Here is a 25,205-nt window from a genome sequence, read left to right on the forward strand (position 1 = left end):
TGATAAGTTGTAAAAAAATCACTGCAGAATTATGATAAAAAGCTTTTTAAAAAAAATAAAACTGATTCTCAAGAAGAAATTAGTTGGCAAACAAAATCTAGATGACCTTTTTCCTGATAAAAAAGATCTTTTCCCTAATGTACAAATTATGGCTACCACTTTATTGAGCGGGCAGAATGAGATTGGAGAATATACCTATGTAGGATTTCATGGAGTCATTACCAGTTCTAAAATTGGAAGATATTGTTCAATTGCAAATAATGTCAGTATTGGAATTGGTGAACATAAAATTCAAAGGGTCTCCACTAATAGTATTTTTTATAAAGATCCCTTCAAAACTTTGACCGAAAAAGAATGTACCATTGGAAATGATGTTTGGATAGGATCTAATGTTATTATCCGAAGAGGTGTTACTGTAGGAAATGGAGCGATTATAGGTTCAAATTCTTTCGTGAATAAAGATGTAAAACCTTTTGAAATAGTTGGGGGATCTCCCGCAAGATTTATAAGAATGAGGTTTTCTGATGAACAAATTAATTTAATAAATAATTCTAATTGGTGGGATGAAAGCTTGAGCCTTGCTAAACAAAAAATTGAACAATTAGAACAAACAGGTTTATTTGAAAAAAATTAATAATTCCCAATTACATACACATTACTCTCATTAACGGTGAAAGTTATAAAAACATGATACAAAAATTAAAAAAAATAGCTAAAATCATTTTATCAAAGGAGCAAATAATATACAAAGCTCCCATTTCAGAAAATGATAGAATACAGGCAAAAAGAGTTGTTTCGTGGTTTGCAGATAAAGGTGATGAAACTTTAAGATTAAACTACGACTTGAACGAAAATTCGATAGTTTTTGATGTCGGTGGTTATAAAGGAGAATTTGCAAGAGATATATTTTGCAAATATCAATCAAACATTTATATTTTTGAACCTTTAAAAGAATTTTATGAAATTTGCTTAAAACGTTTTATAAAAAACAGAAAAGTGCATTCTTATAATTTTGGATTGGCAGATAGATCTTTTGATACTGAAATAAATATTTCAGATAACGCTTCCTCAATCTTTAGTGTAGGCGGCATCAAAACAAAAATCCGTTTAGAATCAATTACAGATTTTATTGAGAATAAGCACATAGAATCTGTTGATTTAATCAAAATTAATATTGAAGGGGGAGAATATGATTTGTTAGAATCTTTGATTAAACAAAAGCTGGTTGATAAGTTTAAGAACATTCAGGTTCAATTTCATGATTTTGTAATCGATAATGCGAGAGATAGAATGGAAAAAATTCAACATGAACTTTCTAAAACTCATGAGTTGACCTATCAGTATGATTTTGTTTGGGAAAATTGGACATTAAAATCTCATGAATAAATCCTCAAAAATATACATCACAGGACATCGCGGAATGTTGGGAAGCACTACTTTAAATGTATTTAAAGAAGCAGGCTACACCAATATCATTACCGCAACGCATTCCGAATTAGATTTAACCAATCAGCAAGCTGTTGAAGATTTTTTCCATAGAGAAAAGCCGGAATATGTGATCCATATTGCAGCAAAAGTAGGCGGTATAAAGGCTAACATAGACAATCCTGCAGTTTTTTTATATGATAATTTAATCATGCAGGCCAATGTGATCCATTCTTCTTATAAAAATGGGGTGAAAAAATTTGTTTTTTTGGGAAGCTCATGCATTTATCCGAAAGAATCTCCGCAGCCGATGAAAGAAGAGTATCTTCTCACCGGTAAGCTGGAGCCTACCAACGAAGGTTATGCTATCAGTAAAATTGCAGGGATCAAATTATTAGAAACTTATTACCAACAATATGGCTTCAGCAGTATCAGTTTGATGCCGAGCAATCTCTATGGTCCCAATGACAGTTTTGATCTGGCGCATGCGCACGTTTTGTCTTCATTAGTTAAAAGATTTGTGGATGCTAAAGAAGAAAATGCGGCATCGGTTACACTTTGGGGAACCGGTATTGCTAGAAGAGAATTTTTGCATGTAAATGACTGTGCCCGAGCAATTTTATTTATGTTTGAACATTATAGTTCGCATGAATTTATTAATATTGGTCCCGGTGATGACATCGGAATCAGAGAATTGGCAGAAACCATTGCTAAAAAAGTAGATTATAAAGGCGAAGTGATCTGGGACAATACAAAACCCAACGGCATGCTGAGAAAATGTATGGATGTTGGTAAGATGGCAGAGACTGGCTTTATACCCGAAATAAATTTAGATCAAGGAATTGATCAGGTTATAGAAAGATATCAGGAACTCATGGATGAAACAGATAAGACAGCACCTGTACTTTAAAACAATAAATACTTACAGATGAAAATACCATTGATGCGTAAAGCCTTCTTAAATGAAGTAGAAACCAAAAAAGCTTTAGCAGAATTTATACTTAATGCAGACCGTTTAAGCATGGACGTAGAATGCGGAAAATTTGAAAAAAAATTCGCAGAATATCAGCAATGCAAACATGCCGTTTTATTTAATAGTGGCGGAAGCGCAAACTTAGCCATGCTCCAGGCTCTGAAAAACATGGGCAAACTGAAAGACGGTGACAAAATAGGGTTTTCTGCCCTTACATGGTCTACCAACACTATGCCTATAATCCAGATGAATATGGTTCCTGTGGTCATCGATGTTACCCCTGAAGTGATCAATACAACTTCCCAAAATTTATTGGAAAGATTAGAAACTACAGATCTGCAGGCACTCTTCATTACCAATATTCTAGGATTTACAGGAGATATTGATACCATACGACGGATCTGTGAAGAAAGAAATATTATATTGATCGAAGACAATTGTGAATCTCTAGGCACACAGTTACCAGAAGGCAGAACAGGAAACTTTGGGATTGGAGCAAGTTTTTCTTTCTTTGTAGCCCACCACATGAGTACGATAGAAGGCGGAATGGTCTGTACAAGTGATGATGATCTTGCAGAAATGCTTCGCATAGTGAGAGCAAACGGCTGGGACAGAAATCTGAATCCTGAACAGCAGCAAAAATGGAGAGCTCACTTCGGAATACAATCTGAATTTGAAGCAAAATATACTTTTTACGATCTTGGCTACAACTTTAGACCCACAGAAATCACCGGATTTCTTGGTCAATATCAAATGCAGTTTTTAGAAAAAAACATCAGTTCCCGAGAGCAGAATTATCTCAGGATTGAAAAAGTAGTCCACCAGAATCCTGATTTCTTGCCTTTAAAGCATGATCATATTAATGTGCTCTCAACTTTTGCGTTTCCATTTGTATGTAGAACAGCAGAATTAAGAACTCATTATTTACAGAAATTTATTGACGCAGGAGTAGAAATACGCCCTATGATTGCAGGAAATATGCAGAGCCAGCCCTTCTACAAAAAATATGTGAAAGAAGTTTACAATATGCCGGGTGCAGATATGATGCACAACAATGGCTTCTATTGTGGGAATTATCCTGAACTTCTGGAAGAAGATCTTATAGTTTTTGAAAATTTACTTCGAAAATAAATATATGGTAGCAGTAGAACTTATCGGCGGGTTAGGAAACCAGATGTTTCAGTATGCCACGGCAAAAGCTTTGTCGCTACATCGTAATGAACTTCTTTTATTAGACAGTCGTCTTTTTGACAATTACAAGCTCCACAGCTATTCCTTAAATCATTTCAACATTGAGGCATCTGTTGTAAAAAACAATCTCCCATTGAAGACACCAAGTTTTTCGAAAAGAGTAATACATAAGATTCTACAGAAACTAGATGCATTTATTCTGAAAAATAAAGTCTTCAGCATTTATCAGGAGAAAGATCTGCGCTTTGATAAGACGCTTTTCAAAACAAATAAAAAAAATATTTATCTGAAAGGATATTTTCAGTCAGAAAAGTATTTTCTTAGATTTGAGGATGAGATTCGCAGAGATTTTGAGATCATAACTGCGCTCAAAAAAGAAACAAGAGATATGCTGAAAATAATTGAAGCTGGAGATTCAGTTTCACTTCACATCAGAAGAGGTGATTATATTTCCAACGCCAATGCAAACGCAGTACATGGAACTTGCAATCTAGACTACTATCACAGAGCGATTACAATTATACAAGGGAAAATAAAAGATCCAGCGTTTTTTATTTTTTCTGATGATATTGATTGGGCAAAAGAGAATTTAAAGATCGACAATACCATATATTTTGTAGACTTTAATGATGCTTCTACCAATTACGAAGATATCAAATTAATGAGTGCATGCAAGCACAACATCATTGCCAACAGCAGCTTCAGCTGGTGGGGAGCATGGCTAAACAGCAGTAAAAATAAAATTGTGATTGCTCCTTCAAAATGGTTCAATACGGATAAGCTTAATTCAGAAGATATAATCCCGGAATCATGGATGAAGATTTAAAAGTTCCTAAAATATCTGTGGTGATGCCGGTTTATAACGGCGAAAAATATTTGAAAGAAGCAATTGACAGCATTTTAAATCAAACTTTGATTGATTTTGAATTATTGATCATCAACGACGGTTCATCAGATCATACGGAAAGTATTGTTAAATCTTACATGGATGATCGTATTGTTTATCTAAAAAACGAACAAAACATCGGCCTTATAAAAACCCTGAATAAAGGTTTGGATCTTGCAAGAGGAGAATTTATTGCAAGAATGGATCAGGACGATATTTCTCTTCCTGAAAGATTTGAAAAACAAATCTCCGTCCTTGAAAAAAATCCTGAAATAGGCGTTTGCGGAACTTGGTTTACACTTTTCAGGGAGAATCAAGAAGATCAAATTATAAAACACCCGGAATCTAATGATTCCATAAAAATAGGTCTTCTTACATCATGCTTGGTTGGTCATCCAACAGTGATGATACGAAAAATGGTGATTGGAGATTATCGATACGACATTAATTATCAAGCAGCCGAAGATTATGAGTTATGGACAAGGCTCATCAAAATAACTGGATTTCATAATATTCAGGAGTCGCTTCTGCGGTACCGTTTTCATCATACGAACATGTCAGTTTTAGAAAACAGTGTTCAGGTTATCAATAGTAAAATGATTACAGGCAATCAGCTGCAATATATTGACATTTCAAACAGTGAAGAAAATATAGATTTATGCAGGGATCTGTTGGGATCTGCTCCCAAATTTCGATATACAAATGATGAATTTAGAAATCTTCTTACATTTGCAAACAAACTTGAGTTTCAGAATTCAAAAAAGAAGGTGTATGATGAAGAAAAATTTCGTGGTATTATTAATAAAAGATTGATTGAAGTTTTTAATAAAACTGCTAATCAAAATTTTTCAACTCTTACATTTTTATTAAAAAACAGAAAAGAAATTATTTTACAAAGAAGTATGATCAACAATATAAAAACTCTGGCAAAAATAATTCTGAAAAAATAAACACATTATTATGAAAGTAGCATTAATTACCGGAGTAACAGGTCAAGATGGCTCCTATCTTGCTGAATTTCTGCTTGAAAAAGGATATGAAGTTCACGGCATTAAAAGAAGAGCGTCCTCTTTTAATACCCAAAGAATAGATCATATTTTCAGAGATCTTCACGAGAAAGATGTAAAATTCAAACTTCACTACGGTGATCTTACAGACTCTACCAATCTGATAAGAATTATACAGGAAGTACAGCCTGACGAAATTTACAATCTTGGGGCGATGAGCCATGTAAAGGTAAGCTTTGATTCTCCGGAATATGTTGCTAATACAGATGGCATTGGTACTTTAAGACTTCTTGAGGCCATAAGAATTTTAGGACTTACCCATAAAACCAGAATTTATCAGGCGTCAACTTCAGAACTGTATGGTGGCTTACCCGAAAACAAAAATAAAAATGGTTTCTATGACGAGAGCAGTCCTTTTTATCCGCGCTCGCCGTATGGCGCTGCAAAAATATATGCTTACTGGATTACTGTAAACTACCGTGAAGCCTATGGAATGTATGCCTGTAACGGAATCTTGTTTAATCACGAATCTCCAAGAAGAGGAGAAACGTTTGTCACGCGGAAAATCACAATGGCAGCTGCAAAAATTGCTTTGGGTTTACAAGACGTTTTGTATTTGGGAAATCTTAATGCGCGAAGAGACTGGGGACATGCAAAAGATTACATCGAAGCGATGTGGCTCATGTTACAACAGGACACAGCTGAAGATTTTGTAATCGCTACAGGTAAAACTACGTATATCAGAGATTTTGTACGAATGGCATTTGGAGAATTAGGAATTGAACTTGAATTTTCGGGTGAAGCAGAAAACGAAGTCGGAAAAGTAAAATCATGCTCAGATCAGGAATACCAACTTCCGCTCGGAAAAGAAATTGTAAAAATAGATCCTACTTATTACCGACCTACTGAGGTCGATTTATTGCTTGGTGATCCTACAAAATCTAAAACAAAATTAGGCTGGAAGCCTCAATATGATGTCAAGGCTTTATGTAAAGAAATGGTGCAAAGCGATGTGCTGCTTTTCAAAAACCAATGATTTTAAATTAGAAAAATATAATCAGTATTCTTTACACTGTAATGAAAACATGGCTTTCGTCATGTTTTTTTATTACGACTGGGTTTATAATCTCAAGAGATTACTATTAAAAACAAACCTTTAGTTTATCTATATCATGCCGCCTTGGTATTCAGAAAGGATGGTCTACTTTTAAGAATTATATAAATATAAAATTTTAATATCTTTGTTTTTTAAAAACACAAAATGCATCAATGTTAAACTGTAACTTATTATTAAGTCACATACGATATTTGTTCATTTGCAAAGATGTAGAGACTCCTTAAATCTATTGTGAATAAAAGAAGCTTAATGAAAAAATATACAGAATTTATTCGAATCGCGAAAGCCGTAAAAAAATATTGTAGCATTCAATTCTTGATGCAGATCATATTCCCCAAGACCATTCCTGTAATTATCGTTAATTTCAATCAATTAAAAACGCTGAAAGAACTTATTAATTTTTTATTTGATAGAAAATTTTCCAAAATTTACATTATTGATAATCATTCTACCTACCAGCCTCTTTTAGATTATTATGAGGAGATGAAAAAAAGCGTTGAAATTATCATGTTGGATAAGAATGAAGGCCACATGGTTTTCTTTAAAAATAAAAATTTATTCAACAAACTTGCTAAAGGTTTTTTCATACTCACCGACCCAGATATTCTCCCAAACAAAAAGCTTCCAAAAAACTTTATGAGAATCTTAATCAAAAATTTAATGAAATATGATGAATGGGTCACCAAAGCAGGTTTTGCATTGGATATTTCAGATCTTCCTGATTTTTATCCTGCTAAAGAACAAGTAATAGCGTGGGAAAAGAGATTTTGGAAAAACGAAGTAGAAAAAAATATCTACCTGACAAGACTCGATACGACTTTCGCTTTGTACAAGCCAATATCTTTTGAGGAATACCAGAAAAATGATAATCATTTCAAAGCACTTAGAATTGCAGGAAATTTCACATGTGAGCATCTGGGATGGCATATTGATTATTCTAACCTCACTGATGAACAAAATTATTATAGAGAACTTGCATCCAACTCAAGTTCATGGATTATTGACAGCACAGGAAAAACTAAAGACAGAACATATTAAAAATTAATTTGCATTATTCGCATTCTGACAGATAAAAAATTTCAATATATATATCATTTGATCAATGAATAAAGTTTCCGTTATTGTTCTCACCTACAATCAAGAAAAATTTATAGAAAAAAATTTGACCGGAATTTTTATGCAAAAAGTAAATTTTCCTGTTGAACTTATTATTTCTGATGATTGCTCGACAGATCAGACGGTCCTTATTATCAACGAATTGATCAAAAATAAACCGGCTCATATTGAAATTAAATTTAAGTCACATCAAAAAAACTTAGGTTCAACACCAAATTTTTTTAATGCTCTTCAAGAAGCTACAGGAAAGTACATTGCTTTCTGTGAAGGAGATGATTATTGGACTGATGAGAATAAACTGCAGATACAGTATGACTTTTTAGAAGAAAATAAAGATTATTCAATGTGTTTTCATCAGGTAAAAAACATTTCTTCAAATCAATTGATCAATGACAGTCTATTTGCTACGGTTGACAACAAAGACTATTCACCTTTTGAAATTTTCCGGCACTGGATTGTACATACAACCTCCGTATTTATGAATGCCGAAGTTTTACAAAACCATGCAGCCAAAACGCTTTTCAAACATCCCGAATTATTATATTTTGATACTTTCCTGTATATGGCCTGCTCTCTCAACGGAAAAATCCGGGGTTCAGATCTTACCATGTCATGTTATCTGAGGCACGAAGAGGGGTTATCTAACGGTATTAATTACAAAAGAGATTTGAAGCATAATCATCTTGATGAAATTATAGCCGAAACTTATGGTGGGAAAGTTAAAGAATATGCCAACTGGCAGATTTTTTCAAGGAGCAGAATAGCCTTTCTGCATCTTTTGAAGCAGGGAAAATTCAACTTGGCATTTCAGCACTTAAGATGGATTCTGAAAAAGAAAGGAAACCTGAAAATATATTTAATAAAAAAATATGCTTAAAAAATTGTTTTCCTTATCCACTTCCGGGCACAGAACTGTCGGTTTGGATATTTTGCGTACGGTAGCTATCTTATTGGTTATGATTTCTCATAGCAAAGTATATTTGCCTCTGGATTTTCAAAATTTTTTATCTTTTTTTTTAATTGATGGTGTTGCAGTTTTCTTTGTATTAAGTGGTTTTTTGATTGGTAAAATAATGTTTAAAGTGTTTACTGAAGAAACTTCTTTTAAACAAATATTTAATTTCTGGGCGAGAAGATGGCTTAGAACTTTACCAAATTATTATTTCATCTTATTGATCTTAATTGGTCTTGAAGTTTTAGTAAATGGAACAAATATAATTTCTGACCTTTTTAAATATTCTTTTTTTCTTCAAAACTTATACTACCCTATTGATAATTTTTTCCCTGAGTCATGGAGTCTTACTGTAGAAGAATGGTTTTACCTGATTTGTCCCTTACTGTTTTTTTTAATTCATTTTTTCTTCAGAAAAAGCAAGAAAACAACTTTTTTGATCAGTATAATTTTGATTATACTATTTGCAAACATTGTAAGAATATATTACTATTTTGATCTTGGAGCAAAAAACTATTTTATTTATGATCGGTATTTTGTACGACAAGTTATAACAAGAATTGATGCCATCATCTATGGAGTTTTAGCTGCCTGGATTTATGTATATTATCCCAATATATTCAACAAATACGCAAATATAAATTTCATCATTGGCTGTATAGTCATATTGCTTATTCACAATTTAGAATCGCAATATCAACCTTTCCAATATCTGCTCTCCTTTACATTGGCATCCATAGCTATTATGATCACCTTGCCGTTCCTGAACAGCATTAAAAATATAAAGTTTAAAAGTTTACAGAATATAATCATCCACATCTCATTGATATCATATTCTATGTACCTAATTAATCTCTCATTGGTCAATTTTTGGATCTTACCTTTATTCAAAATAAGAACAGATATTATAAATTTTTTCTTACTTTGGGGTATTACGATTATTCTCTCTACAATTCTTTATAAAAGATTAGAGTTACCTTTTTTAACTTTTAGAGACAAAATACTAAAATGAAGATAGGATTCTACAGTGTCGTACCATTGGATGATAAAAAAAACTGGTCCGGAACTATGTTTAAGATGTACGAGCAGCTTCTGATTCAGGGGCATGAAGTGGTATGGATTCCCAGAGTTCGTTTTACTGATATTGAAAAGAAGACTTTCAAATTTATTGAAAAGACTTTCAATAAAATTTTTAACAGAGGCTATAATCGTCATCTATTTATCTATAAAGCAAAAATTGCAGCCAGACGTTTGGAGAAAAATTTAAAAGACTTTAAAATTGATGTACTTTTTAATCCAACGCATGTTAATGATTTTGCCTATCTGAAAACTGACATCCCTGTCGTTTATCTTAATGACGCAAATGTTGCTCAGCTGCTCAACTATTATCATTACTATTCCGGTTTTGGAATTTTATCAAAATTGGAAACCAAGTACTTGGAAAAGAAAACATTAAAAAAATCTTCCTTTGCTGTATTTTCATCAGATTGGGCAAGTAATTTTGCTGTAGATTTTTATGGAATTGAAAAAGAAAAAGTAAAAACCATAAAGTTCGGAGCCAACATTATGGTTCCTGAAAAGATTAATTTTAATAAAAATACGAGTGAGTTTACCTTTCTATTCCTGGCAGTTGACTGGGTCAGAAAAAGAGGAACGCTTGCTTTCGAAAGTTTAAAAATCTTAAGAGAAAAAGGACTCCCTGTAAAAATGTTAATAGTAGGCTGCGATCCTGAAATAAATGAAGATTGGGTAACTATTATTCCGTTTCTTAATAAAAATAATCCCGATGAATTTAAAGAAATTCAACAGCATTTGCTGAATTCTCACTTTCTGTTTGTGCCAACCAAAGCAGACTGCACTCCCATTGCATTCTGCGAAGCTGCGGGATATGGTTTGCCTGTAATTTCTACAAATACAGGTGGAATTTCCGCTCATGTTATTCACGGATACAATGGCATTCTACTGTCTCCCAATGCTGTAGCACAAGATTATGCAGATGAGATGGAAAAGCTAATGAATGCGCCGGAAAAAGTAAAAGAATACTCAGAAAATGCCCGCAAACTTTATGATCAGGAACTCAATTGGGAAAATTGGGGTAATGAATTTTCTAAAATCTTAAAAAAACTGGGATGAAGCTGACAATTTTTACACCTACATATAATAGAGCTTACTTGCTGCCCCAATTGTTTGAAAGCCTCCAACGGCAGAATAAAAAAGGTTTTGAATGGCTCATTGTAGATGATGGCTCTACTGATAATACAAGAGAACTTATAAATGATCTGGCAAATCAGGCTGATTTTAAAATACATTATTATTATCAGGAAAACCAAGGTAAGCATGTAGCTATTAATACTGCTCTTCAGCATATTGACACTCCTTATTTCGCTACTGTTGACAGTGATGATTATCTAGAAGATAATGCAGTTGAAATAATTTTCAGCAAACTGTCATTAATAGATCATTCAAAAAATATTGTCGCATTAGCTTCGCCAATCAAAATTCTAAATAAAGATATACAGGGCAAAATAATAACCGTAAATACTGTTTCAACCACTTATGAAATGATTTATAAGCATAAGATACATGGTGAAGCCACATTAATTTTTAAAACAGAGCTGGCCAGAAGGTTTGAATACCCTACTTTTTCAGGAGAGATATTTATGTTAGAATCCGTAGTTTTTAACAGGATGGATGAAATGTATAAATTTTTGTATATTCCTGAATCGCTAGTTAATGCAGAATATATACCCGATGGCTTGACATCTCAGGGCAGAAAAAAACTGCTTGATAATCCCAAAGGAGCAGCTTTGGCCTACAAGGAAAAGATGAACAATTCTAAAATTCCTTTGGAGAACAGAAAAATATTTGCTAAAAACTATTGGGATTATGAGAATATGACCAATAAGAGCTTTACATCTAAAATAATTAAAATTAAGGGTGTAATGATAAAATTTTATATGATTGCTTTTTTTCTAAAAAGACTTTTTTCCAAATAACGATTGATATTTCAGAATAGGAGACATTTATGAAAAATTCAAATAAAAATAGTAGGTTTCAGAAAAGCTTTAAATGAATTACCTAAGACATAACAAATTATAAACCTGATGAAAATTTTAAACAAAATAAAAAAGAGCATATTTCCAAAATCGCTCTCAGAAAACGCAACAACCAGTTTTGTTTTAGAGAAGACAGGAAATCAGATCTATACCGGTCCTTTCGCCGGATTGGCTATTCCTGATATTTTAAAGCCAAATTTGAAATTAGCTGAGGCGCTTGGTTTATATGAATATGCTCTACATGGCTGTTTTTCAAACCTAATCAATAAAAATATAGAAAACATAATGGTAATTGGTGGCCATAAAGGTTATTATCCAGCAGGTTTGAGCAACCTCCTGAGACCAAACAACATGTATGTTTTTGAGATGGATTTGAATTTCCAACCACTTATTGACTCATGGATTGAAGTAAATAATCTAAAACCCTATCAAACTTTTGGTGAAGCTTCAGAAGAAATATTGCTTAATTGGACTGAAAGAATAGATTTCTTACTTATTGATTGCGAAGGTGCAGAAGATTTTTTATTGCAACCGCAGAAATTTAACTGGCAAAAAGAGACAGATATTCTGGTTGAAATTCATCATTTTTACAATAATAAGATATTAGGAAATTTAGTAACAAGATTCAAAGACACTCATGACCTGTTAATCATTTATGATGATATTTCAGAAAATGAAAAGATTCATAATGTATTAGAAGGTTTAGGAATAGAGGGATCTTTCCGAGGACAGCCCAATCACCGCTGGATTCTTGATGAGAACAACAATAAAATAATAACGGCAGGAATATTTTTATATATGTCTGTAAAAAATACATAATGATCCCAAAAAAAATACATTACTGCTGGTTCGGGGGAAAACAAAAGCCAGATTCTTTCTTTCTTTGTTTAGCTTCATGGAAAAAAAATCTTCCTGACTATGAGATCATCGAGTGGAATGAAGCCAATTTTGACATCAATTGCTGTGAGTATGTTCGTCTAGCTGCTGAACAGAAAAAATGGGCTTTCGTATCAGATTATTCAAGAGCTTTGGCATTGTTTGAGCAAGGTGGTATTTATATGGATATTGATGTAGAAGTAAAATTTTCTTTAGATGAATTTTTAGTCCATCGGGCTTTCTCAGGTTTTGAAATCAAAGGATCGCCATTTACAGCATTGTGGGGTACAGAAGCAGGGCATCCATGGCCAAAAAAAGTTTTAGACTTTTATAAAAACAAAACAGATTTTGATCTTACCACAAATACCGTTTTTGTTTCTGATCTTTTAGTAAATGAATATCAAGCTGATGCAGAAAGAGATGACTATCAGGAATTGGCAGATGGAATTGCAATCTATCCCTCTACTTACTTCTGTCTTGATCTACCAAAAAACTACGCGAGCCATCACTTTGTAGGAACCTGGCATGAAAGAGATACACCAAACCCTTTTAAGGATTTTGTACACGCCTATTTTCATGTCAAAAATGTAGCTGAAATCAAAGAAGGAAAAAAAGAAATTCATAATGTAATTAACAATATGAAAATGATCACTGCAGATGAAATTCTTGATCAGTTTCCATTAAGAATGTTAGTGAAATATATTATTAAACGTATAAAACGATAAGTTTTATTATTTTTGTAAAAACATATCTGATGAACGATCAATTTGCAATTATTTATGCAACAAACCTTGAATTTATAAAGACATTTTTCCAAAATAAAAACACCCGTTTGCTAACGGAAATACGGCTGAAAAAATCATTAAAAAAGTTTTAGAATGATTGTAGGGAGAGGACTTATTGCTTCATTATTTACAGACTGCGACAAAGAAGACACCATTTTTTTTGCATCCGGCGTATCAAATTCTTTAGAAACAAAAACCGAGGAGTTTCTCAGGGAAGAAAATTTAATCAGGAAAATCATTGCTCAACATTCTGATAAAATATTCGTTTATTTTTCTACCTGCAGCGTTTATGATTCTTCTAAAACCGGCAGCTTTTATCTTCTTCATAAGCTGAAAATGGAGCAGATTATTAAAAATACCATTGATAAATTTTTGATTTTGAGAGTGAGCAATGCTGTTGGAAAAGGAGGCAACCCCAATCTTCTGATGAATTACATTGTGAATGCGGTAAAAAATAACGAGACCATCAATGTTCATACTAAAGCAACACGTAATTTGATTGATGCTGAAGATGTCAAGAATATTACATTTGACTTATTACAAAAAAATGAACTCAATAAAATCATCAATGTTGCTTATACTCAGAATTACTCTATTATAGAAATATTAGAAACCGTAGAGAATTTTTATAGCATCAAGCCTCAAATAAATTTAATCAGAAGTGGTGCCGGATATGACATACGGGTCGCGGAAATTGAGGAATACTTCCAAAAAAACAATATGATAAGCAAAGATATATATATTCAAAAAATACTAAAAAAATATTATTCAGAATAAATATGTATCTTGAGATGACATCTGTATTATTACTTTACATGCTCCTCCATCCAAATACCCAATACCAAAAGAGACCAATGCTTATAATTATAATTTAAGTTTCTTTGCACCTCTTTGAAATCTAACTTTTGGAAAATTTTTGAATGTTGGTTTTTTAAAATCTTTGCTGAGAGTTTTTCCATGTCAGGAATTTTCAGCCATTTTTCTACAGGTGCTCCAAATCCTTGCTTTCGTTTCGTTAAAATATGATCTGTCAGTAATTCTCCGAAGGCTTTTCTCAGTATAATTTTGGTCTGATCAGCATTTACTTTATATTTTGCCGGAAGAGCAGAGCAGAATTCCACTAAATCTTTATCTAAAAAGGGGGTTCTCAATTCAATAGAATGCATCATCGCAATTCGATCGTCTTTCACCATATAATCTCCAGGAATAATATTGGTGAGATCCATCTTCATTGGTGTATTAAGATTGGTTTTATCTAATGAAAAACTATATATCTGTTCATACTCTGCATTTGATTTTAGCAGCAAAGTTGTTTCTCTTTTCGTGAAATTATTATGTACTTTTTCTTTTTGATAAGCCACAATATCAGGAAATTTTGCTCTGAAAACTTTATCCAGAAAATAATCTTGCGCTTTTCTGAAACCTATCTTTTCACTAAAAGCAGATCCTATTTTATAAAAGGTAAGATATTTTGGATTCGCACTTCCTTTTTCCAGAATTTCTTTTTCTTTCTGATACCATTTGTACCCGCCAAAAAGCTCATCACCTGCGTTCCCTGTGATGACAACCGTTATGTTTTTTGCAGCCTCCTTACAGATGGCGTGTGTTGCCAAAATGGCTGTATCTGCAAGCGGCTCATCTAATTTTTTTAAGACTTCAATCAATAAATTGGGGATATTTTCATCTTTTAAAGAAACTTCTTTGTGGTTGGTATTGTATTTTTGAGATATGCTTCTTGCTTCCGGCATTTCATTCCATTCACCCTGATACTCAAAGCCTAATGTTGTAAGATTAGAATTATGCCTGGAAGACAGAGCTACCAATGTCCCCGAATCTAATCCACCACTTAAAAAAGCGCCTACTTTAACGTCAGCAATCAATTGTTTTTTTACAGATTTTTCAACGAGACTTTTAAATTTTCTTACAGCATCCTCTTCTGAAATATTGAGTTCTTCTTCAGGCAAATTCCAATATTGAGAAATTTCAATTTTTCCATCATCATATATGAGTTGTGAAGCTGGCGCTAAAACCTGAATATTTTTATAAATAGTTTGATGACTGTTGATATATGAATGCCTCAAAAAATGGGAGACAGCCTCGTCATTTAATTCTTCATTTACTAAACCTGTTGCCAAAATAGCTTTAATTTCAGATGCAAAAATAAATTCGCCGTTTTTTCCCGTTGCGAAGAAAAATGGCTTTTCTCCAAAACGGTCTCTTACGCAAAATAATTGCTGTTTTTTTTCATCCCAAATTGCAACAGAAAACATTCCGTTTAAATATTTTGGAAGCTCAGAACCATATTTTTGATAAAGTGATAGAATCACTTCTGTGTCTGTATTGCTTTTATATGGGTATTCAGACAAATCATTTTTTAAATCCCGGTAGCCGTAAATCTCGCCGTTGAAAACAATACATTCTTTCTTTGTATCCGAATACATCGGCTGATGCCCGTCTTCCGAAAGATCAACAATCGCCAATCTTCTGAAACCTAAAATGCAATTCTCAAAATATTCGTACCCTTCGTCATCCGGACCGCGATGAATAATAGAATCTGTCATTTTTTTCAGACCTATTTTATAAAAATCATCGTGTAAAATATTTTTTTTTACAATACCTGCAATTCCGCACATAGCTCATTAATATATGACAAATTTAAACTTATTTATGGAATTTTTTTGAGCTTATACGTTTTACACAGGTGTAAATTATAAAGTTTCAAATTAATTTAATAGAAATTATTTCAGATATTTGCAGCAATATGCAAGCACAACCTCTGATTTCGATTATTACAACGTATTATAACTCTGTGCAGTTAGGAGACTTTGTAAAGTCATCCATGAAATGTCTGCAAAACCAGACTTATCAAAACTTAGAATTAATCTGCGTAAATGATGGTTCTACAGATTCTACATTAGATGATTTAGAATATTTTGCAAAGCAAGACCCAAGAATCAAAATTTACACAAAAGAAAATCAGAAGTACGCACAGTATTCAAAGGGTTACGGACAGGAAAAGGCTTCAGGAGAATTTATTTTTCTTTTTGATCACGATGATCTCATTGATTTCGATACCATCGAAAAATGTTATCAAACATTTTTAATACATCCGGAACTTGATATTGTAAGCCCCATTGTAATTACAAAATTTACCGACGGAAACATCAAAAACATCCATAATATTTATCTTTCTGATTCACAAACGTTTGAATTTAAAAAATTTACTGGATCCCAGATTATCAAAGATACTGTAGGAAGGTATGACAACCATATCAGGGGATTATATAGAAAGGAAGTTTTCAAATCTCACTCTTTCGGTTTTACAGAGCCACTTTTGAATGCGGATGAAATTGTAGAGAGGCTTATATATGAAAAAGCAAAATTTGTAGGAAACTGTGATGCCGTTTATACACATTACATCCATCCGGATTCATCTGCAAAATTATTATCTCCTAAAAGAATAGATTTTGTAAGAACAGATTCCTTACTGAGAAAAATTTTTAAAGAAAAAGGAATTTATGAGAACCGTAGGGCAATTTTTGAATTTATAGCATATAAAAATTTGGTCAATTCCCTTAAAATTTTCCATTATTTTTCTGAAAATATGAATAATGAAGAGTATACTAAACAAAGCCAAAGACTTCAGGAATCATACAATGGTTTAGACAAAGCAACTGTCATTTCTCAGTTTACCGGACTCGCAAAAATTTATAACTCAGTTCTTTTATCCAATTTTTCTCTGCTATCATCTTTCTATAAATACAAAAAATAAAATCATCTTTCAAAACGCCAGATAAATAGTTTGGCTGCCAAATCAACAGGAATGTTTTGGAAGAAGTTTTTCTTTTTAACATCTAATGGAAATTTTGCGCTGAAATACTCTAAAATATTTAATCTCACGAGTTTCTGCATTCTTGAAATATTAGTTTTAAGGTATTCTCCGTCTTTAAGAGCCTTCCATTGCATCACCAAGACCATCTCTTTGAAAAGTATAATTTTGCTTTTGATAAGCGTTTTTAATACCTTATTCTTTTCCTCTTTATACGATTTGGTCATGTAGTGGAGAATGGTTAGGTAGTTTTCAAAATTCTTTTTTTTCCTGTTAAAAATAACCGACTCACCATGAAGATAATACAAATATGTAATGTCATCAATAATTGCTAAGGTATCTGTTTTTAGTAATAAATGGAAAAACCATAACTCATCTTGCGCAAACAATCCAGGCACAAAATAAATTTCATTACTAATGATAAAGTCTTTTTTGAACAATTTATTCCATGACGAGGAAGGAAATCGTCCTTTGCTGTAAATTGAAAATATTTCAAGATTGGTATCGTAATATTTTTTTTCTGCGATGGTGGGAAAGCCGAAATCTTTAGTTGTATTGTCAAAGGTATTAATCCATCGATTTTGTGCTATAATGATCTGAGCATCTGTTTTTAATGCGTTTTCAACCAACAATTGTATACAGTCTGACGTAATTTCGTCATCACTATCTAAAAAAAACACATATTCTCCCGCAGCTGCTTTTATCCCGTTATTTCTTACAACAGAGAGCCCTGAATTTTCCTCATGTTCAATGATTCTGATGTTAAGGTTTTGATTAAGTGTCATAAAATCTCTTATAAGAACCATACTGTTATCTGGCGTACAATCGTTAACAAGAATGATTTCTAAATTTCCATATGTTTGTTTTTTCACAGATTCCAGACATCTGATAATGAATTTTTCACATTTAAAAACAGGGATAGAAATAGTCACTAAAGGATTCATTGAGAGAATATAATTAATAATTCAAGCAAAAATATAGAAATAAAATTATATCATGATTGACACAATATATTAATTGCCTTTAGACCATTTGACATTCCGTTAAAATTTTTCCGTGATACGTTATTTGAGATGAAATTAAAAGATAATATTTAAAATATCACAGCCAATTTCCGTAGACCTCTATCTTCTTTTTTGTAAATATTAGAAATTATTGTACTTTTAACGCCAAAGACACAAATTGATTCTAAAGCCAGGCGGTTTTGCATATTTCTGTATGGGATATATTAAAATACATTTGGATAAATATTTAGAAAAAATTTCTGTCTCGTTTATTACCGAAATTGAATAATTTTTACTAACACTGTTGTACTTGAACGATGATTCCCATTACAAAACCTTTCTTACCCCCTATTGAAGAATATTCGCATTTTGTAAAAGGCATTTACAAAAGAGAGTGGTTGACAAATATGGGCCCTCTAGCCAGTCAATTGGAAATGGATATAAAAGATTACCTGAATGTCAAACATCTTTTGTTTGTTACAAATGGTACCATCGCCTTACATATGGCAATTAAAGCATTAAGTCTTACAGGGGAAATTATTACTACTCCTTTTTCATTTGTGGCCACCACAAGTTCTATAGTGTGGGAAAACTGTAAACCTGTATTTGTTGATATTGATAAAAAGTCTTTAAATATTGATCCTAAAAAAATAGAATCTGCAATTACTGATAAAACTACAGCAATTTTAGCCACTCACGTCTACGGAAATCCGTGTGATGTAGAAAATATTGAGAAAATTGCAGACAAATACAATCTAAAAGTGATTTACGACGGAGCTCATGCTTTCGGGGTAAAAATTAAAGAAAAATCTATATTTGAGTACGGTGATATTTCGATTTGTTCTCTGCACACGACAAAGCTTTATCATTCTGTAGAAGGTGGTTTGATATTCACTAAAGATCCTGATTTATTAAAAAAACTCTCGCTTATAAGAAATTTTGGATTTTCAGATTTTAATTCTTTTTCTGAGCTTGGAATCAACGGAAAAAACTCTGAATTTCATGCTGCCATGGGTTTGGCAAATCTAAAATATGTTACTTCAATTCTAGAGAAAAGGAAAATTTTGGCCACACAGTACACTAAATCATTAAGCACCTTAAAAGCTTATATTCCAGAGTGGCATCACGATTCAGAAAACAATAATACTTATTATCCTATAATTTTGGAAAGTGAAGAATTATTACTAAAAATAAAATCTGAACTTGATAAAAATGAGATTTTTACCAGAAGATACTTTTATCCTAGTCTCGCAGAAACGTTACCTTATATTGAAAAGCAAAAATTAGAAATTTCTCATGATATCTCACGACGAGTACTATGCCTTCCTCTTTTTTATGATCTTACTTTAGAAGAAGTACACTTCATATGCAGATTAATACTAAGAGTTCAAAATAATTAATATATGTTGATCGTTGGTGCCAAAGGTTTTGCAAAAGAAGTATTAGAAATATGTCATCAGAATAATGAGATAGACAACCTCGTATTTTATGATGATGTGAATGATAATTCGAATGGTCTGTTGTATGGGAAGTTTCCAATTTTGAAATCGTTAGAAGAAGCTAGAGATTATTTTGAAAAAATTGATACAAGATTTACTATTGGAATTGGCAATCCTAAGTTGAGAATAAAGTTATTTGAAAAATTTATGAAACTTGGAGGAACGTTCACCTCAACTATTAGTAAAGATACGGAGAGTGGCAGTTATGGTGTAGAAATAGGAATTGGATGTAATATTCTTTCCGGCGTTAAAATATCAAACGACGTTATAATCGGAAAAGGTGCTATAATATATTACAACTCAATCATCACACATGACGTTGTAATTGGAGAGTTTGTAGAACTGTCTCCTGGTACAACAGTACTCGGCCGATCAAAAATTGGTGATTTCACACAAATAGGAAGTGGAGCAATTATTTTTCCTGATCTGGTGATCGGTAATAATGTAGTAATTGGTGCAGGAGCTGTCGTCACTCAAAGCCTACCCGACAATTGCGTAGCAGTAGGGATTCCTGCAAAAATTATAAAAATAAATGAGTAGAAATATTAAAATAATACACTTCTTAGAAGCAACTTTATTTACAGAAGCATTTATTAATAGTTTTGAAAAAACATCATCTAATGTTACTTTTTACATTATTAATAATGGTGCATTACATCATCATTATATGGATAAACCCAATGTAAAACTTTTTGATACAAGTAATCATGTTAGACGCTTATCAATCATCCAATCTATTAATGAGACAAATACCCAAGTTGCCTTCTTCCATGTTTTGAATGCTGTAAAAATGGATATCATTCTTTCTCTGAGAAAAGATATAAGAAAGATCTGGTGCCTTTGGGGAAATGATTTTTATGATACTAATTATTATTATCCATTCAATTTATACGAAAAACACAACTTGGCTTTTTTCGAAAAAGATAAATCGATTCTAAGAAAAATATATAATAAACCAGAAGTTAAAACATTTATTTTTAATATTCTAAAAAACATCAATTCAAAGGGTATAAAATCTACATTGCTAACCAAATTAAACAATCATTTCGCTGTTGATCGTTATATGTTTATTAAAAAAAATATTGATTATATCAGTTATATTGTACCAAAAGAAAAAGAAATTCTGTCGAAGATATTCCCCGGAAAAGTATTTTGTCATTTATACAGCGATCCAAATCTTCCACAGTTTCATCATATTAAAAACCATAAAGGTGATTCAGCTCAGGGAAATAATATTTTATTGGCACATTCAGCGGCAGAAACCAATAATCACCTAGATTGTCTTGAAATTTTGAAAAGTTGCAATCTGTCTACACAAAAAATAATCTCACCATTAAGCTATGGGGGCAGTAAAGAATACATCGATGAGGTAATAAGACGTGGTAAAGAGTATTTTGGCGATAGATTTATTCCGCTTACCGAAAGACTTCCATTGGCTCAATATTCCGAGGTTTTATCGTCGTGCTCAGTGGCGATGATGAATCAGCGAAGACAACAGGCAGGTGGAAATCTTTTTCATTTAATAGGTTCCGGGATTAAGGTATATCTGAATACAGAAAACGGATTTTATGATTATTTTATAGACAACGGAATAAAAGTTTTTGACATTAATAATTTTCGGAATAATTTTGATACAAATGAAAATCTTGAAATGAACAATCAAAAATTGCGTGAATTATATTCTGAACAGCATTTTCAGAACGAAATCAATATATCATTACAAAATTTATAATTCGATATGCTTTTCTCCATTCTCATTGCACATTATAATAACTATCAATACTTCACAGAGTGTTATGACAGTATTCTGAAGCAGACTTACCAAGATTACGAAGTTATACTTGTAGACGACTGCTCTGTGGATGATTCTTATCAAAAAATTATAGACCTCACAAAAGATGACCCAAAAGTTAAGATTTTCAGAAATAATGAAAATAGAGGTGTTGGACTCACAAAAAAAAGATGTATTGAATTCGCTTCCGGAGAAATCTGCGGATTTGTTGATCCTGATGATACTTTAGTAGAAAATGCTCTTCAGGTTATTATAGAAAATTACGGTAAAAATAATATTGCAGTTTATTCTCAATTCTACGAATGTGATGCGAAACTACAGCCAGTTAAAGTATTTCCACATTCACGTTCTGTTAAAAATGGTGATAAAAATTTTTTTAATGTCTTTTTTGAAGTTACTCATTTTTTTACATTTAAAAAAGAAGCGTATTACAAAACTTCAGGAATCAACGAAAATTTGACATCAGCAGTCGATCAGGATTTGTATTTGAAGCTTTATGAGATTGGTAATTTTAAATTTGTGAAAATTCCGCTTTATTTTTATCGTATACATGACAAAGGTGTATCTCAGGAATCTTCAAAAAAAGAAAAATTACATAAAAACTGGCATCAGACCATTTTTGACACAGCCAATAGAAGAAATATTAAATATTTATACGGAAAGAAAATATCCGAAATAGAAAATCTTCCGGTTTTTTTAAAAACAAAACAAAACAGTATTCTCAAAAAAATCCAACGGAAATTTTTCTAAATCATAAAACGCAGAGAAATTCTATGGTTTTTTTTTAATCCTTTATAATAATTCCGGCATACTTTCCGTCAAATTCAATGATATGTGGCTTCCGGCCATTCCTTTCGCAGTAATCTTTGAAGGCAGCATTATCTCCAACATCATCACTCATAAAAATTCCGCCATTTCGCAGTTTATCCCACAATAAACTATAAGCCCACATTCTTCCATCATAGGTTTTATCACTGTCATAATGTACAGTATCAAAAGTATTGGTTTTTTCAAAAATTTTCGGGAGTGATTCTTTATCAGCAAACCTAAAAAGCTCCCAATTATTTTTATATTTTTCCGGGATTACACACCCTACAAAATCTTCACTTTGATTTTGTAAAATATAGGGCATATCTGAGCTGTAAAGTGTTCCGTTTCGCTTTACCAAAGATGCAAGTGCTGCAAAAGATGACCATCCGTAGGCAACACCCGTTTCGATAGCACTCTGGGATTTCACAAATTCATTAATATAATATATTACGCTTAAAGAACCCGCACCACCCATTTTTACAGGGGTTTTTTCTTGAGCCAGAACGGCTTGTTCAAAGTCTTGGGGGAAGATTTTTTCGAAAGAAACAAACTCTGTTTTTAATACATTTTCTATAAAATCTTTCTCTGAAACTGCTAAATCCTGACACCATTTTTCGGCTTCATCTTTGCCTCGTAAACCCGAAGAGCGATTAAAAATATTTTTCCAGATCTTACGTCGTAGTTCAGGGTAAAGGTCAGGACGTTTCAGATATGCAAAAAAAGTAGTTGCAATTTCGAAAATTTTAGTCATACAATATGTTTTAATGTGCAAAAATACAAAAGAATTGCTCAAACAGTCTTATATTTGTTTTTTTAAGAAACTTTTTTTTAAACACACAAATGCATCCAAAAATACAAGTTCTTTTCCGTCACAGATCTATGGAGATGGGGGGTGTAGAAAAAGTTCTTATTGATCTTTTAGAAAACCTGCCCCGGGAGATTTTTGATATTACACTTTTCCTGACATTGAATCAGGGAGAACTTAGAAATTATATTCCGAAAGATATTAATGTGATTACCTTTCAAAAAGGAAAAGAAGATATGAGCAAAAATAAGCTGCTCAAAACTTTACAGATGATCAAAAGAAGTCTTATTCTTCTTTTTTACAGAAAAAAGCCGAAATTACTATACAAAAAAATCATCAAAAAAGATTTTGATATCGAAATAGCTCCTACTTATGCAGAGTTTGAAAATATCCTATCCAGTCCGTTAAAATCAAGAAAAATTGCATGGTTTCATACAGATGTAAGCTATGATCCTGATCAGAAAAGAGTATTAAACAGAATTCACAATCTGAAAAAATTTGATTGGGTTATTTTTGGGTCTAAACAGACAAGAGACGTGATAAAAGATCTCTATCATATAGACTATCCTAAAAGTTCTGTAATCTATAATTCAATTAAAATTAATGAAGTAAAGGAAAAAGCATTAGAATTCCCTATTGATTATAATCATCATCCTATATTTTCATCAATGGGTAGATTGCATAGCCGAAAAAACTATCACACGCTGATGAAAATTCATCGAAGATTATTAGACGAGGGCCTTATACATGCAATTGCAGTCATTGGCGGTGGCAACGAGATGGAAAACCTGAAAAGACAGGCAAGAGAGCTTGATGTTGAAAAAACATTTTTACTGCTGGATACACAGACAAATCCTTATCCGTATATAAAAAATTCAGATTATTTTGTATTACCCTCAGAGTCAGAATCTTACCCCCTTACAATTGGTGAGGTAATGGCCCTGAACATTCCTATTATAAGTACTGATGTCGGGGGTATTCCTGAAATGATTGATCATCAGACAGACGGATATCTTGTGAAACCCGATGAAAATTCGATTTATGAGGGGATGAAAATCTTTCTCACAAATCCTGAAATCGTTAAAAAAATAAAATACAATACCGAAAAAGGAGTAGAGAAATTTGATAATCAAAAAATCTACGATGCAGTCACATCCGTATTTCTCAACCAATACCATCTGAATAATGAAGGCTCCTAAAGTAACCATACTTACGCCGTCCTACAATCGTGCGCATACATTACCAAGAGTTTTTGAATCTTTGCAGAAGCAGACCTTCAAAGATTTTGAATGGTTGATAATAGATGATGGGTCAGCTGACAATACTAAAAGTTTAGTCGAAGGGTTTAAGCTAGAAGCCGATTTTACAGTACGTTATTATTATCAGGACAATCAACATAAATTTTTAACTTTTTTTAGGGGAATAGATTTAGCCGAAGGAAAATATTTTTCTCCTTTAGATTCTGATGACGCATTGCCTGTAGATTCTATGGAAATTTTAGTAAAAACTTGGGAAGGTATTTCGGATAGTCAAAATATCGTTTTTGTTTCTACCCTTTGTGAAGACCAGTTCGGCAATGTGATAGGAGATCGTTTTCCGAGCACTCCATTGATATGCAGTATCTTTGATATGCGCTACAAATATAAAATCAAAGGTGATAAATGGGGAATGGGCAAAACGGAAATTTATAAAAAAATGAAGCTGAATTTTGGTGATTTAGCTGGTAAAGGCTTTATTCCTGAAGGTGTCTTTCAGTTTCAGTTTGACAAAATAGGTCTGCACTATTGTATCAATGAAGTAACAAGAATTTATTTCCGTGATAAGGAAGACGAACATTCTCTGGCAAATCAGTTTTATGATAAAAAAAATGCATTCGGACTTGCGGAAAATTATAAAGCTTTTTTAAATACTTACAGTAATAAATTATTGAGCAATCCTATATCAATTATCAGGAACGTCGGTGGATATATCAAATTTGCTGCATTGGATAAACGGGCTTTTAATAAAACCATTTCTGAATTGGATTCTGCAGCCATCAGATTAATTGCAGCGCTACTCTATCCATTCTCAAAATTTATTTAG

At 32.4% G+C, this 25,205-nt stretch carries 25 protein-coding genes; 22 read left to right on the forward strand and 3 right to left on the reverse strand.

Annotation, left to right across the window (positions count from 1 at the left end):
- Positions 1 to 31: 31 nt before the first annotated feature.
- The 15 genes from K0U91_RS04970 (at position 32) to K0U91_RS05040 (ending at position 14,161) form a co-directional block, all read left to right on the forward strand.
- Positions 32 to 634 (forward strand): CatB-related O-acetyltransferase, encoded by a 603-nt coding sequence (locus K0U91_RS04970; protein ID WP_220178629.1) that lies wholly within the window; start codon positions 32 to 34, stop codon positions 632 to 634.
- Between the two features lie 53 nt (positions 635 to 687).
- On the forward strand, positions 688 to 1,386 hold the full coding sequence (locus K0U91_RS04975) for an FkbM family methyltransferase (protein ID WP_220178630.1): 699 nt from the start codon (positions 688 to 690) through the stop codon (positions 1,384 to 1,386).
- Positions 1,379 to 2,335 carry a GDP-L-fucose synthase family protein gene (locus tag K0U91_RS04980; RefSeq protein WP_220178631.1) on the forward strand — a complete coding sequence of 319 codons (957 nt, stop codon included), beginning with the start codon at positions 1,379 to 1,381 and terminating at the stop codon, positions 2,333 to 2,335. The genes K0U91_RS04975 and K0U91_RS04980 overlap by 8 nt, the downstream gene beginning before the upstream one ends.
- A gap of 18 nt (positions 2,336 to 2,353) precedes the next feature.
- The gene (locus K0U91_RS04985) at positions 2,354 to 3,529 is read left to right on the forward strand and encodes a DegT/DnrJ/EryC1/StrS family aminotransferase (protein WP_258561811.1); all 1,176 of its coding nucleotides are present in this window, start codon (positions 2,354 to 2,356) and stop codon (positions 3,527 to 3,529) included.
- Positions 3,530 to 3,533: 4 nt separating this feature from the next.
- The gene (locus K0U91_RS04990) at positions 3,534 to 4,415 is read left to right on the forward strand and encodes an alpha-1,2-fucosyltransferase (protein WP_220178632.1); all 882 of its coding nucleotides are present in this window, start codon (positions 3,534 to 3,536) and stop codon (positions 4,413 to 4,415) included.
- Positions 4,400 to 5,425: a glycosyltransferase family 2 protein gene (locus K0U91_RS04995; RefSeq protein ID WP_220178633.1), complete on the forward strand. Its 1,026-nt coding sequence runs from the start codon at positions 4,400 to 4,402 to the stop codon at positions 5,423 to 5,425. The genes K0U91_RS04990 and K0U91_RS04995 overlap by 16 nt, the downstream gene beginning before the upstream one ends.
- A gap of 10 nt (positions 5,426 to 5,435) precedes the next feature.
- Positions 5,436 to 6,518, forward strand: coding sequence for a GDP-mannose 4,6-dehydratase (gene gmd, locus K0U91_RS05000; protein ID WP_220178634.1), 1,083 nt, complete (start codon positions 5,436 to 5,438; stop codon positions 6,516 to 6,518).
- A 330-nt stretch (positions 6,519 to 6,848) separates the two neighbouring features.
- A complete protein-coding gene (locus K0U91_RS05005) occupies positions 6,849 to 7,637 on the forward strand; it encodes a glycosyltransferase family protein (protein ID WP_219970145.1) in 789 nt (262 codons plus the stop codon).
- Positions 7,638 to 7,701: 64 nt separating this feature from the next.
- Entirely contained in the window at positions 7,702 to 8,592 is an 891-nt protein-coding gene (locus K0U91_RS05010) for a glycosyltransferase (RefSeq protein ID WP_220178635.1), read from the forward strand.
- Between the two features lie 43 nt (positions 8,593 to 8,635).
- On the forward strand, positions 8,636 to 9,679 hold the full coding sequence (locus K0U91_RS05015) for an acyltransferase family protein (protein WP_220178636.1): 1,044 nt from the start codon (positions 8,636 to 8,638) through the stop codon (positions 9,677 to 9,679).
- The gene (locus K0U91_RS05020) at positions 9,676 to 10,800 is read left to right on the forward strand and encodes a glycosyltransferase family 4 protein (RefSeq protein ID WP_220178637.1); all 1,125 of its coding nucleotides are present in this window, start codon (positions 9,676 to 9,678) and stop codon (positions 10,798 to 10,800) included. Before K0U91_RS05015 ends, K0U91_RS05020 begins: the two co-directional genes overlap by 4 nt.
- Positions 10,797 to 11,663: a glycosyltransferase family 2 protein gene (locus K0U91_RS05025; RefSeq protein ID WP_219970141.1), complete on the forward strand. Its 867-nt coding sequence runs from the start codon at positions 10,797 to 10,799 to the stop codon at positions 11,661 to 11,663. Before K0U91_RS05020 ends, K0U91_RS05025 begins: the two co-directional genes overlap by 4 nt.
- Before the next feature lie 108 nt (positions 11,664 to 11,771).
- Complete coding sequence (locus K0U91_RS05030) at positions 11,772 to 12,542, forward strand: hypothetical protein (protein WP_220178638.1); 771 nt, start codon at positions 11,772 to 11,774, stop codon at positions 12,540 to 12,542.
- Positions 12,542 to 13,324 (forward strand): glycosyltransferase family 32 protein, encoded by a 783-nt coding sequence (locus K0U91_RS05035; RefSeq protein ID WP_220178639.1) that lies wholly within the window; start codon positions 12,542 to 12,544, stop codon positions 13,322 to 13,324. The genes K0U91_RS05030 and K0U91_RS05035 overlap by 1 nt, the downstream gene beginning before the upstream one ends.
- A 153-nt stretch (positions 13,325 to 13,477) precedes the next feature.
- Positions 13,478 to 14,161, forward strand: a complete 684-nt coding sequence (locus tag K0U91_RS05040; RefSeq protein WP_220178640.1) for an NAD-dependent epimerase/dehydratase family protein — start codon at positions 13,478 to 13,480, stop codon at positions 14,159 to 14,161.
- Positions 14,162 to 14,190: 29 nt separating this feature from the next.
- Here K0U91_RS05040 and asnB read toward each other — a convergent pair whose 3' ends face one another.
- On the reverse strand, positions 14,191 to 16,017 hold the full coding sequence (gene asnB, locus K0U91_RS05045; RefSeq protein ID WP_220178641.1) for an asparagine synthase (glutamine-hydrolyzing): 1,827 nt from the start codon (positions 16,015 to 16,017) through the stop codon (positions 14,191 to 14,193).
- Positions 16,018 to 16,145: 128 nt separating this feature from the next.
- Here asnB and K0U91_RS05050 point away from each other — a divergent pair, with 128 nt between their 5' ends.
- The gene (locus K0U91_RS05050) at positions 16,146 to 17,156 is read left to right on the forward strand and encodes a glycosyltransferase family A protein (RefSeq protein ID WP_220178642.1); all 1,011 of its coding nucleotides are present in this window, start codon (positions 16,146 to 16,148) and stop codon (positions 17,154 to 17,156) included.
- A 2-nt stretch (positions 17,157 to 17,158) separates the two neighbouring features.
- Here the strand turns inward: K0U91_RS05050 and K0U91_RS05055 are convergent, their stop codons facing one another.
- On the reverse strand, positions 17,159 to 18,157 hold the full coding sequence (locus K0U91_RS05055) for a glycosyltransferase (protein WP_220178643.1): 999 nt from the start codon (positions 18,155 to 18,157) through the stop codon (positions 17,159 to 17,161).
- A 377-nt stretch (positions 18,158 to 18,534) separates the two neighbouring features.
- Here K0U91_RS05055 and K0U91_RS05060 point away from each other — a divergent pair, with 377 nt between their 5' ends.
- Genes K0U91_RS05060 through K0U91_RS05075 form a run of 4 tightly spaced genes read left to right on the forward strand, consistent with a single transcriptional unit; the run spans position 18,535 to position 22,258 of the window.
- Entirely contained in the window at positions 18,535 to 19,617 is a 1,083-nt protein-coding gene (locus K0U91_RS05060) for a DegT/DnrJ/EryC1/StrS family aminotransferase (protein WP_219970134.1), read from the forward strand.
- Positions 19,618 to 19,620: 3 nt separating this feature from the next.
- Complete coding sequence (locus K0U91_RS05065) at positions 19,621 to 20,256, forward strand: acetyltransferase (RefSeq protein ID WP_219970133.1); 636 nt, start codon at positions 19,621 to 19,623, stop codon at positions 20,254 to 20,256.
- Positions 20,249 to 21,448 (forward strand): TDP-N-acetylfucosamine:lipid II N-acetylfucosaminyltransferase, encoded by a 1,200-nt coding sequence (locus K0U91_RS05070; RefSeq protein WP_220178644.1) that lies wholly within the window; start codon positions 20,249 to 20,251, stop codon positions 21,446 to 21,448. The genes K0U91_RS05065 and K0U91_RS05070 overlap by 8 nt, the downstream gene beginning before the upstream one ends.
- Before the next feature lie 6 nt (positions 21,449 to 21,454).
- A complete protein-coding gene (locus K0U91_RS05075) occupies positions 21,455 to 22,258 on the forward strand; it encodes a glycosyltransferase family 2 protein (protein ID WP_220178645.1) in 804 nt (267 codons plus the stop codon).
- Between the two features lie 34 nt (positions 22,259 to 22,292).
- On the opposite strand, the gene K0U91_RS05080 is transcribed toward K0U91_RS05075, so the two are convergent.
- Positions 22,293 to 23,069: a class I SAM-dependent methyltransferase gene (locus K0U91_RS05080; protein WP_220178646.1), complete on the reverse strand. Its 777-nt coding sequence runs from the start codon at positions 23,067 to 23,069 to the stop codon at positions 22,293 to 22,295.
- A gap of 89 nt (positions 23,070 to 23,158) precedes the next feature.
- Between K0U91_RS05080 and K0U91_RS05085 the strand changes: the two genes are divergently transcribed.
- A complete protein-coding gene (locus K0U91_RS05085) occupies positions 23,159 to 24,322 on the forward strand; it encodes a glycosyltransferase (protein WP_258561812.1) in 1,164 nt (387 codons plus the stop codon).
- The gene (locus K0U91_RS05090; RefSeq protein WP_220178647.1) at positions 24,309 to 25,205 is read left to right on the forward strand and encodes a glycosyltransferase family A protein; all 897 of its coding nucleotides are present in this window, start codon (positions 24,309 to 24,311) and stop codon (positions 25,203 to 25,205) included. The genes K0U91_RS05085 and K0U91_RS05090 overlap by 14 nt, the downstream gene beginning before the upstream one ends.

Source organism: Chryseobacterium sp. LJ668, assembly GCF_019613955.1.
GTDB lineage: Bacteria > Bacteroidota > Bacteroidia > Flavobacteriales > Weeksellaceae > Chryseobacterium.

Coding starts and splice junctions, on each gene's coding strand:
- asnB (WP_220178641.1), bottom strand. CDS start 16,017: ATGTGCGGAATTGCAGGTATTGTAAAAAAAAATATTTTACACGATGAT.
- K0U91_RS05080 (WP_220178646.1), bottom strand. CDS start 23,069: ATGACTAAAATTTTCGAAATTGCAACTACTTTTTTTGCATATCTGAAA.
- K0U91_RS05060 (WP_219970134.1), top strand. CDS start 18,535: ATGATTCCCATTACAAAACCTTTCTTACCCCCTATTGAAGAATATTCG.
- K0U91_RS04985 (WP_258561811.1), top strand. CDS start 2,354: ATGAAAATACCATTGATGCGTAAAGCCTTCTTAAATGAAGTAGAAACC.
- K0U91_RS05005 (WP_219970145.1), top strand. CDS start 6,849: ATGAAAAAATATACAGAATTTATTCGAATCGCGAAAGCCGTAAAAAAA.
- K0U91_RS05075 (WP_220178645.1), top strand. CDS start 21,455: ATGCTTTTCTCCATTCTCATTGCACATTATAATAACTATCAATACTTC.
- K0U91_RS04980 (WP_220178631.1), top strand. CDS start 1,379: ATGAATAAATCCTCAAAAATATACATCACAGGACATCGCGGAATGTTG.
- K0U91_RS04995 (WP_220178633.1), top strand. CDS start 4,400: ATGGATGAAGATTTAAAAGTTCCTAAAATATCTGTGGTGATGCCGGTT.
- K0U91_RS05030 (WP_220178638.1), top strand. CDS start 11,772: ATGAAAATTTTAAACAAAATAAAAAAGAGCATATTTCCAAAATCGCTC.
- K0U91_RS05085 (WP_258561812.1), top strand. CDS start 23,159: ATGCATCCAAAAATACAAGTTCTTTTCCGTCACAGATCTATGGAGATG.
- K0U91_RS05090 (WP_220178647.1), top strand. CDS start 24,309: ATGAAGGCTCCTAAAGTAACCATACTTACGCCGTCCTACAATCGTGCG.
- K0U91_RS05040 (WP_220178640.1), top strand. CDS start 13,478: ATGATTGTAGGGAGAGGACTTATTGCTTCATTATTTACAGACTGCGAC.
- K0U91_RS04990 (WP_220178632.1), top strand. CDS start 3,534: ATGGTAGCAGTAGAACTTATCGGCGGGTTAGGAAACCAGATGTTTCAG.
- gmd (WP_220178634.1), top strand. CDS start 5,436: ATGAAAGTAGCATTAATTACCGGAGTAACAGGTCAAGATGGCTCCTAT.
- K0U91_RS05070 (WP_220178644.1), top strand. CDS start 20,249: ATGAGTAGAAATATTAAAATAATACACTTCTTAGAAGCAACTTTATTT.
- K0U91_RS05035 (WP_220178639.1), top strand. CDS start 12,542: ATGATCCCAAAAAAAATACATTACTGCTGGTTCGGGGGAAAACAAAAG.
- K0U91_RS05025 (WP_219970141.1), top strand. CDS start 10,797: ATGAAGCTGACAATTTTTACACCTACATATAATAGAGCTTACTTGCTG.
- K0U91_RS05020 (WP_220178637.1), top strand. CDS start 9,676: ATGAAGATAGGATTCTACAGTGTCGTACCATTGGATGATAAAAAAAAC.
- K0U91_RS05055 (WP_220178643.1), bottom strand. CDS start 18,157: ATGAATCCTTTAGTGACTATTTCTATCCCTGTTTTTAAATGTGAAAAA.
- K0U91_RS05065 (WP_219970133.1), top strand. CDS start 19,621: ATGTTGATCGTTGGTGCCAAAGGTTTTGCAAAAGAAGTATTAGAAATA.
- K0U91_RS04970 (WP_220178629.1), top strand. CDS start 32: ATGATAAAAAGCTTTTTAAAAAAAATAAAACTGATTCTCAAGAAGAAA.
- K0U91_RS05010 (WP_220178635.1), top strand. CDS start 7,702: ATGAATAAAGTTTCCGTTATTGTTCTCACCTACAATCAAGAAAAATTT.
- K0U91_RS04975 (WP_220178630.1), top strand. CDS start 688: ATGATACAAAAATTAAAAAAAATAGCTAAAATCATTTTATCAAAGGAG.
- K0U91_RS05050 (WP_220178642.1), top strand. CDS start 16,146: ATGCAAGCACAACCTCTGATTTCGATTATTACAACGTATTATAACTCT.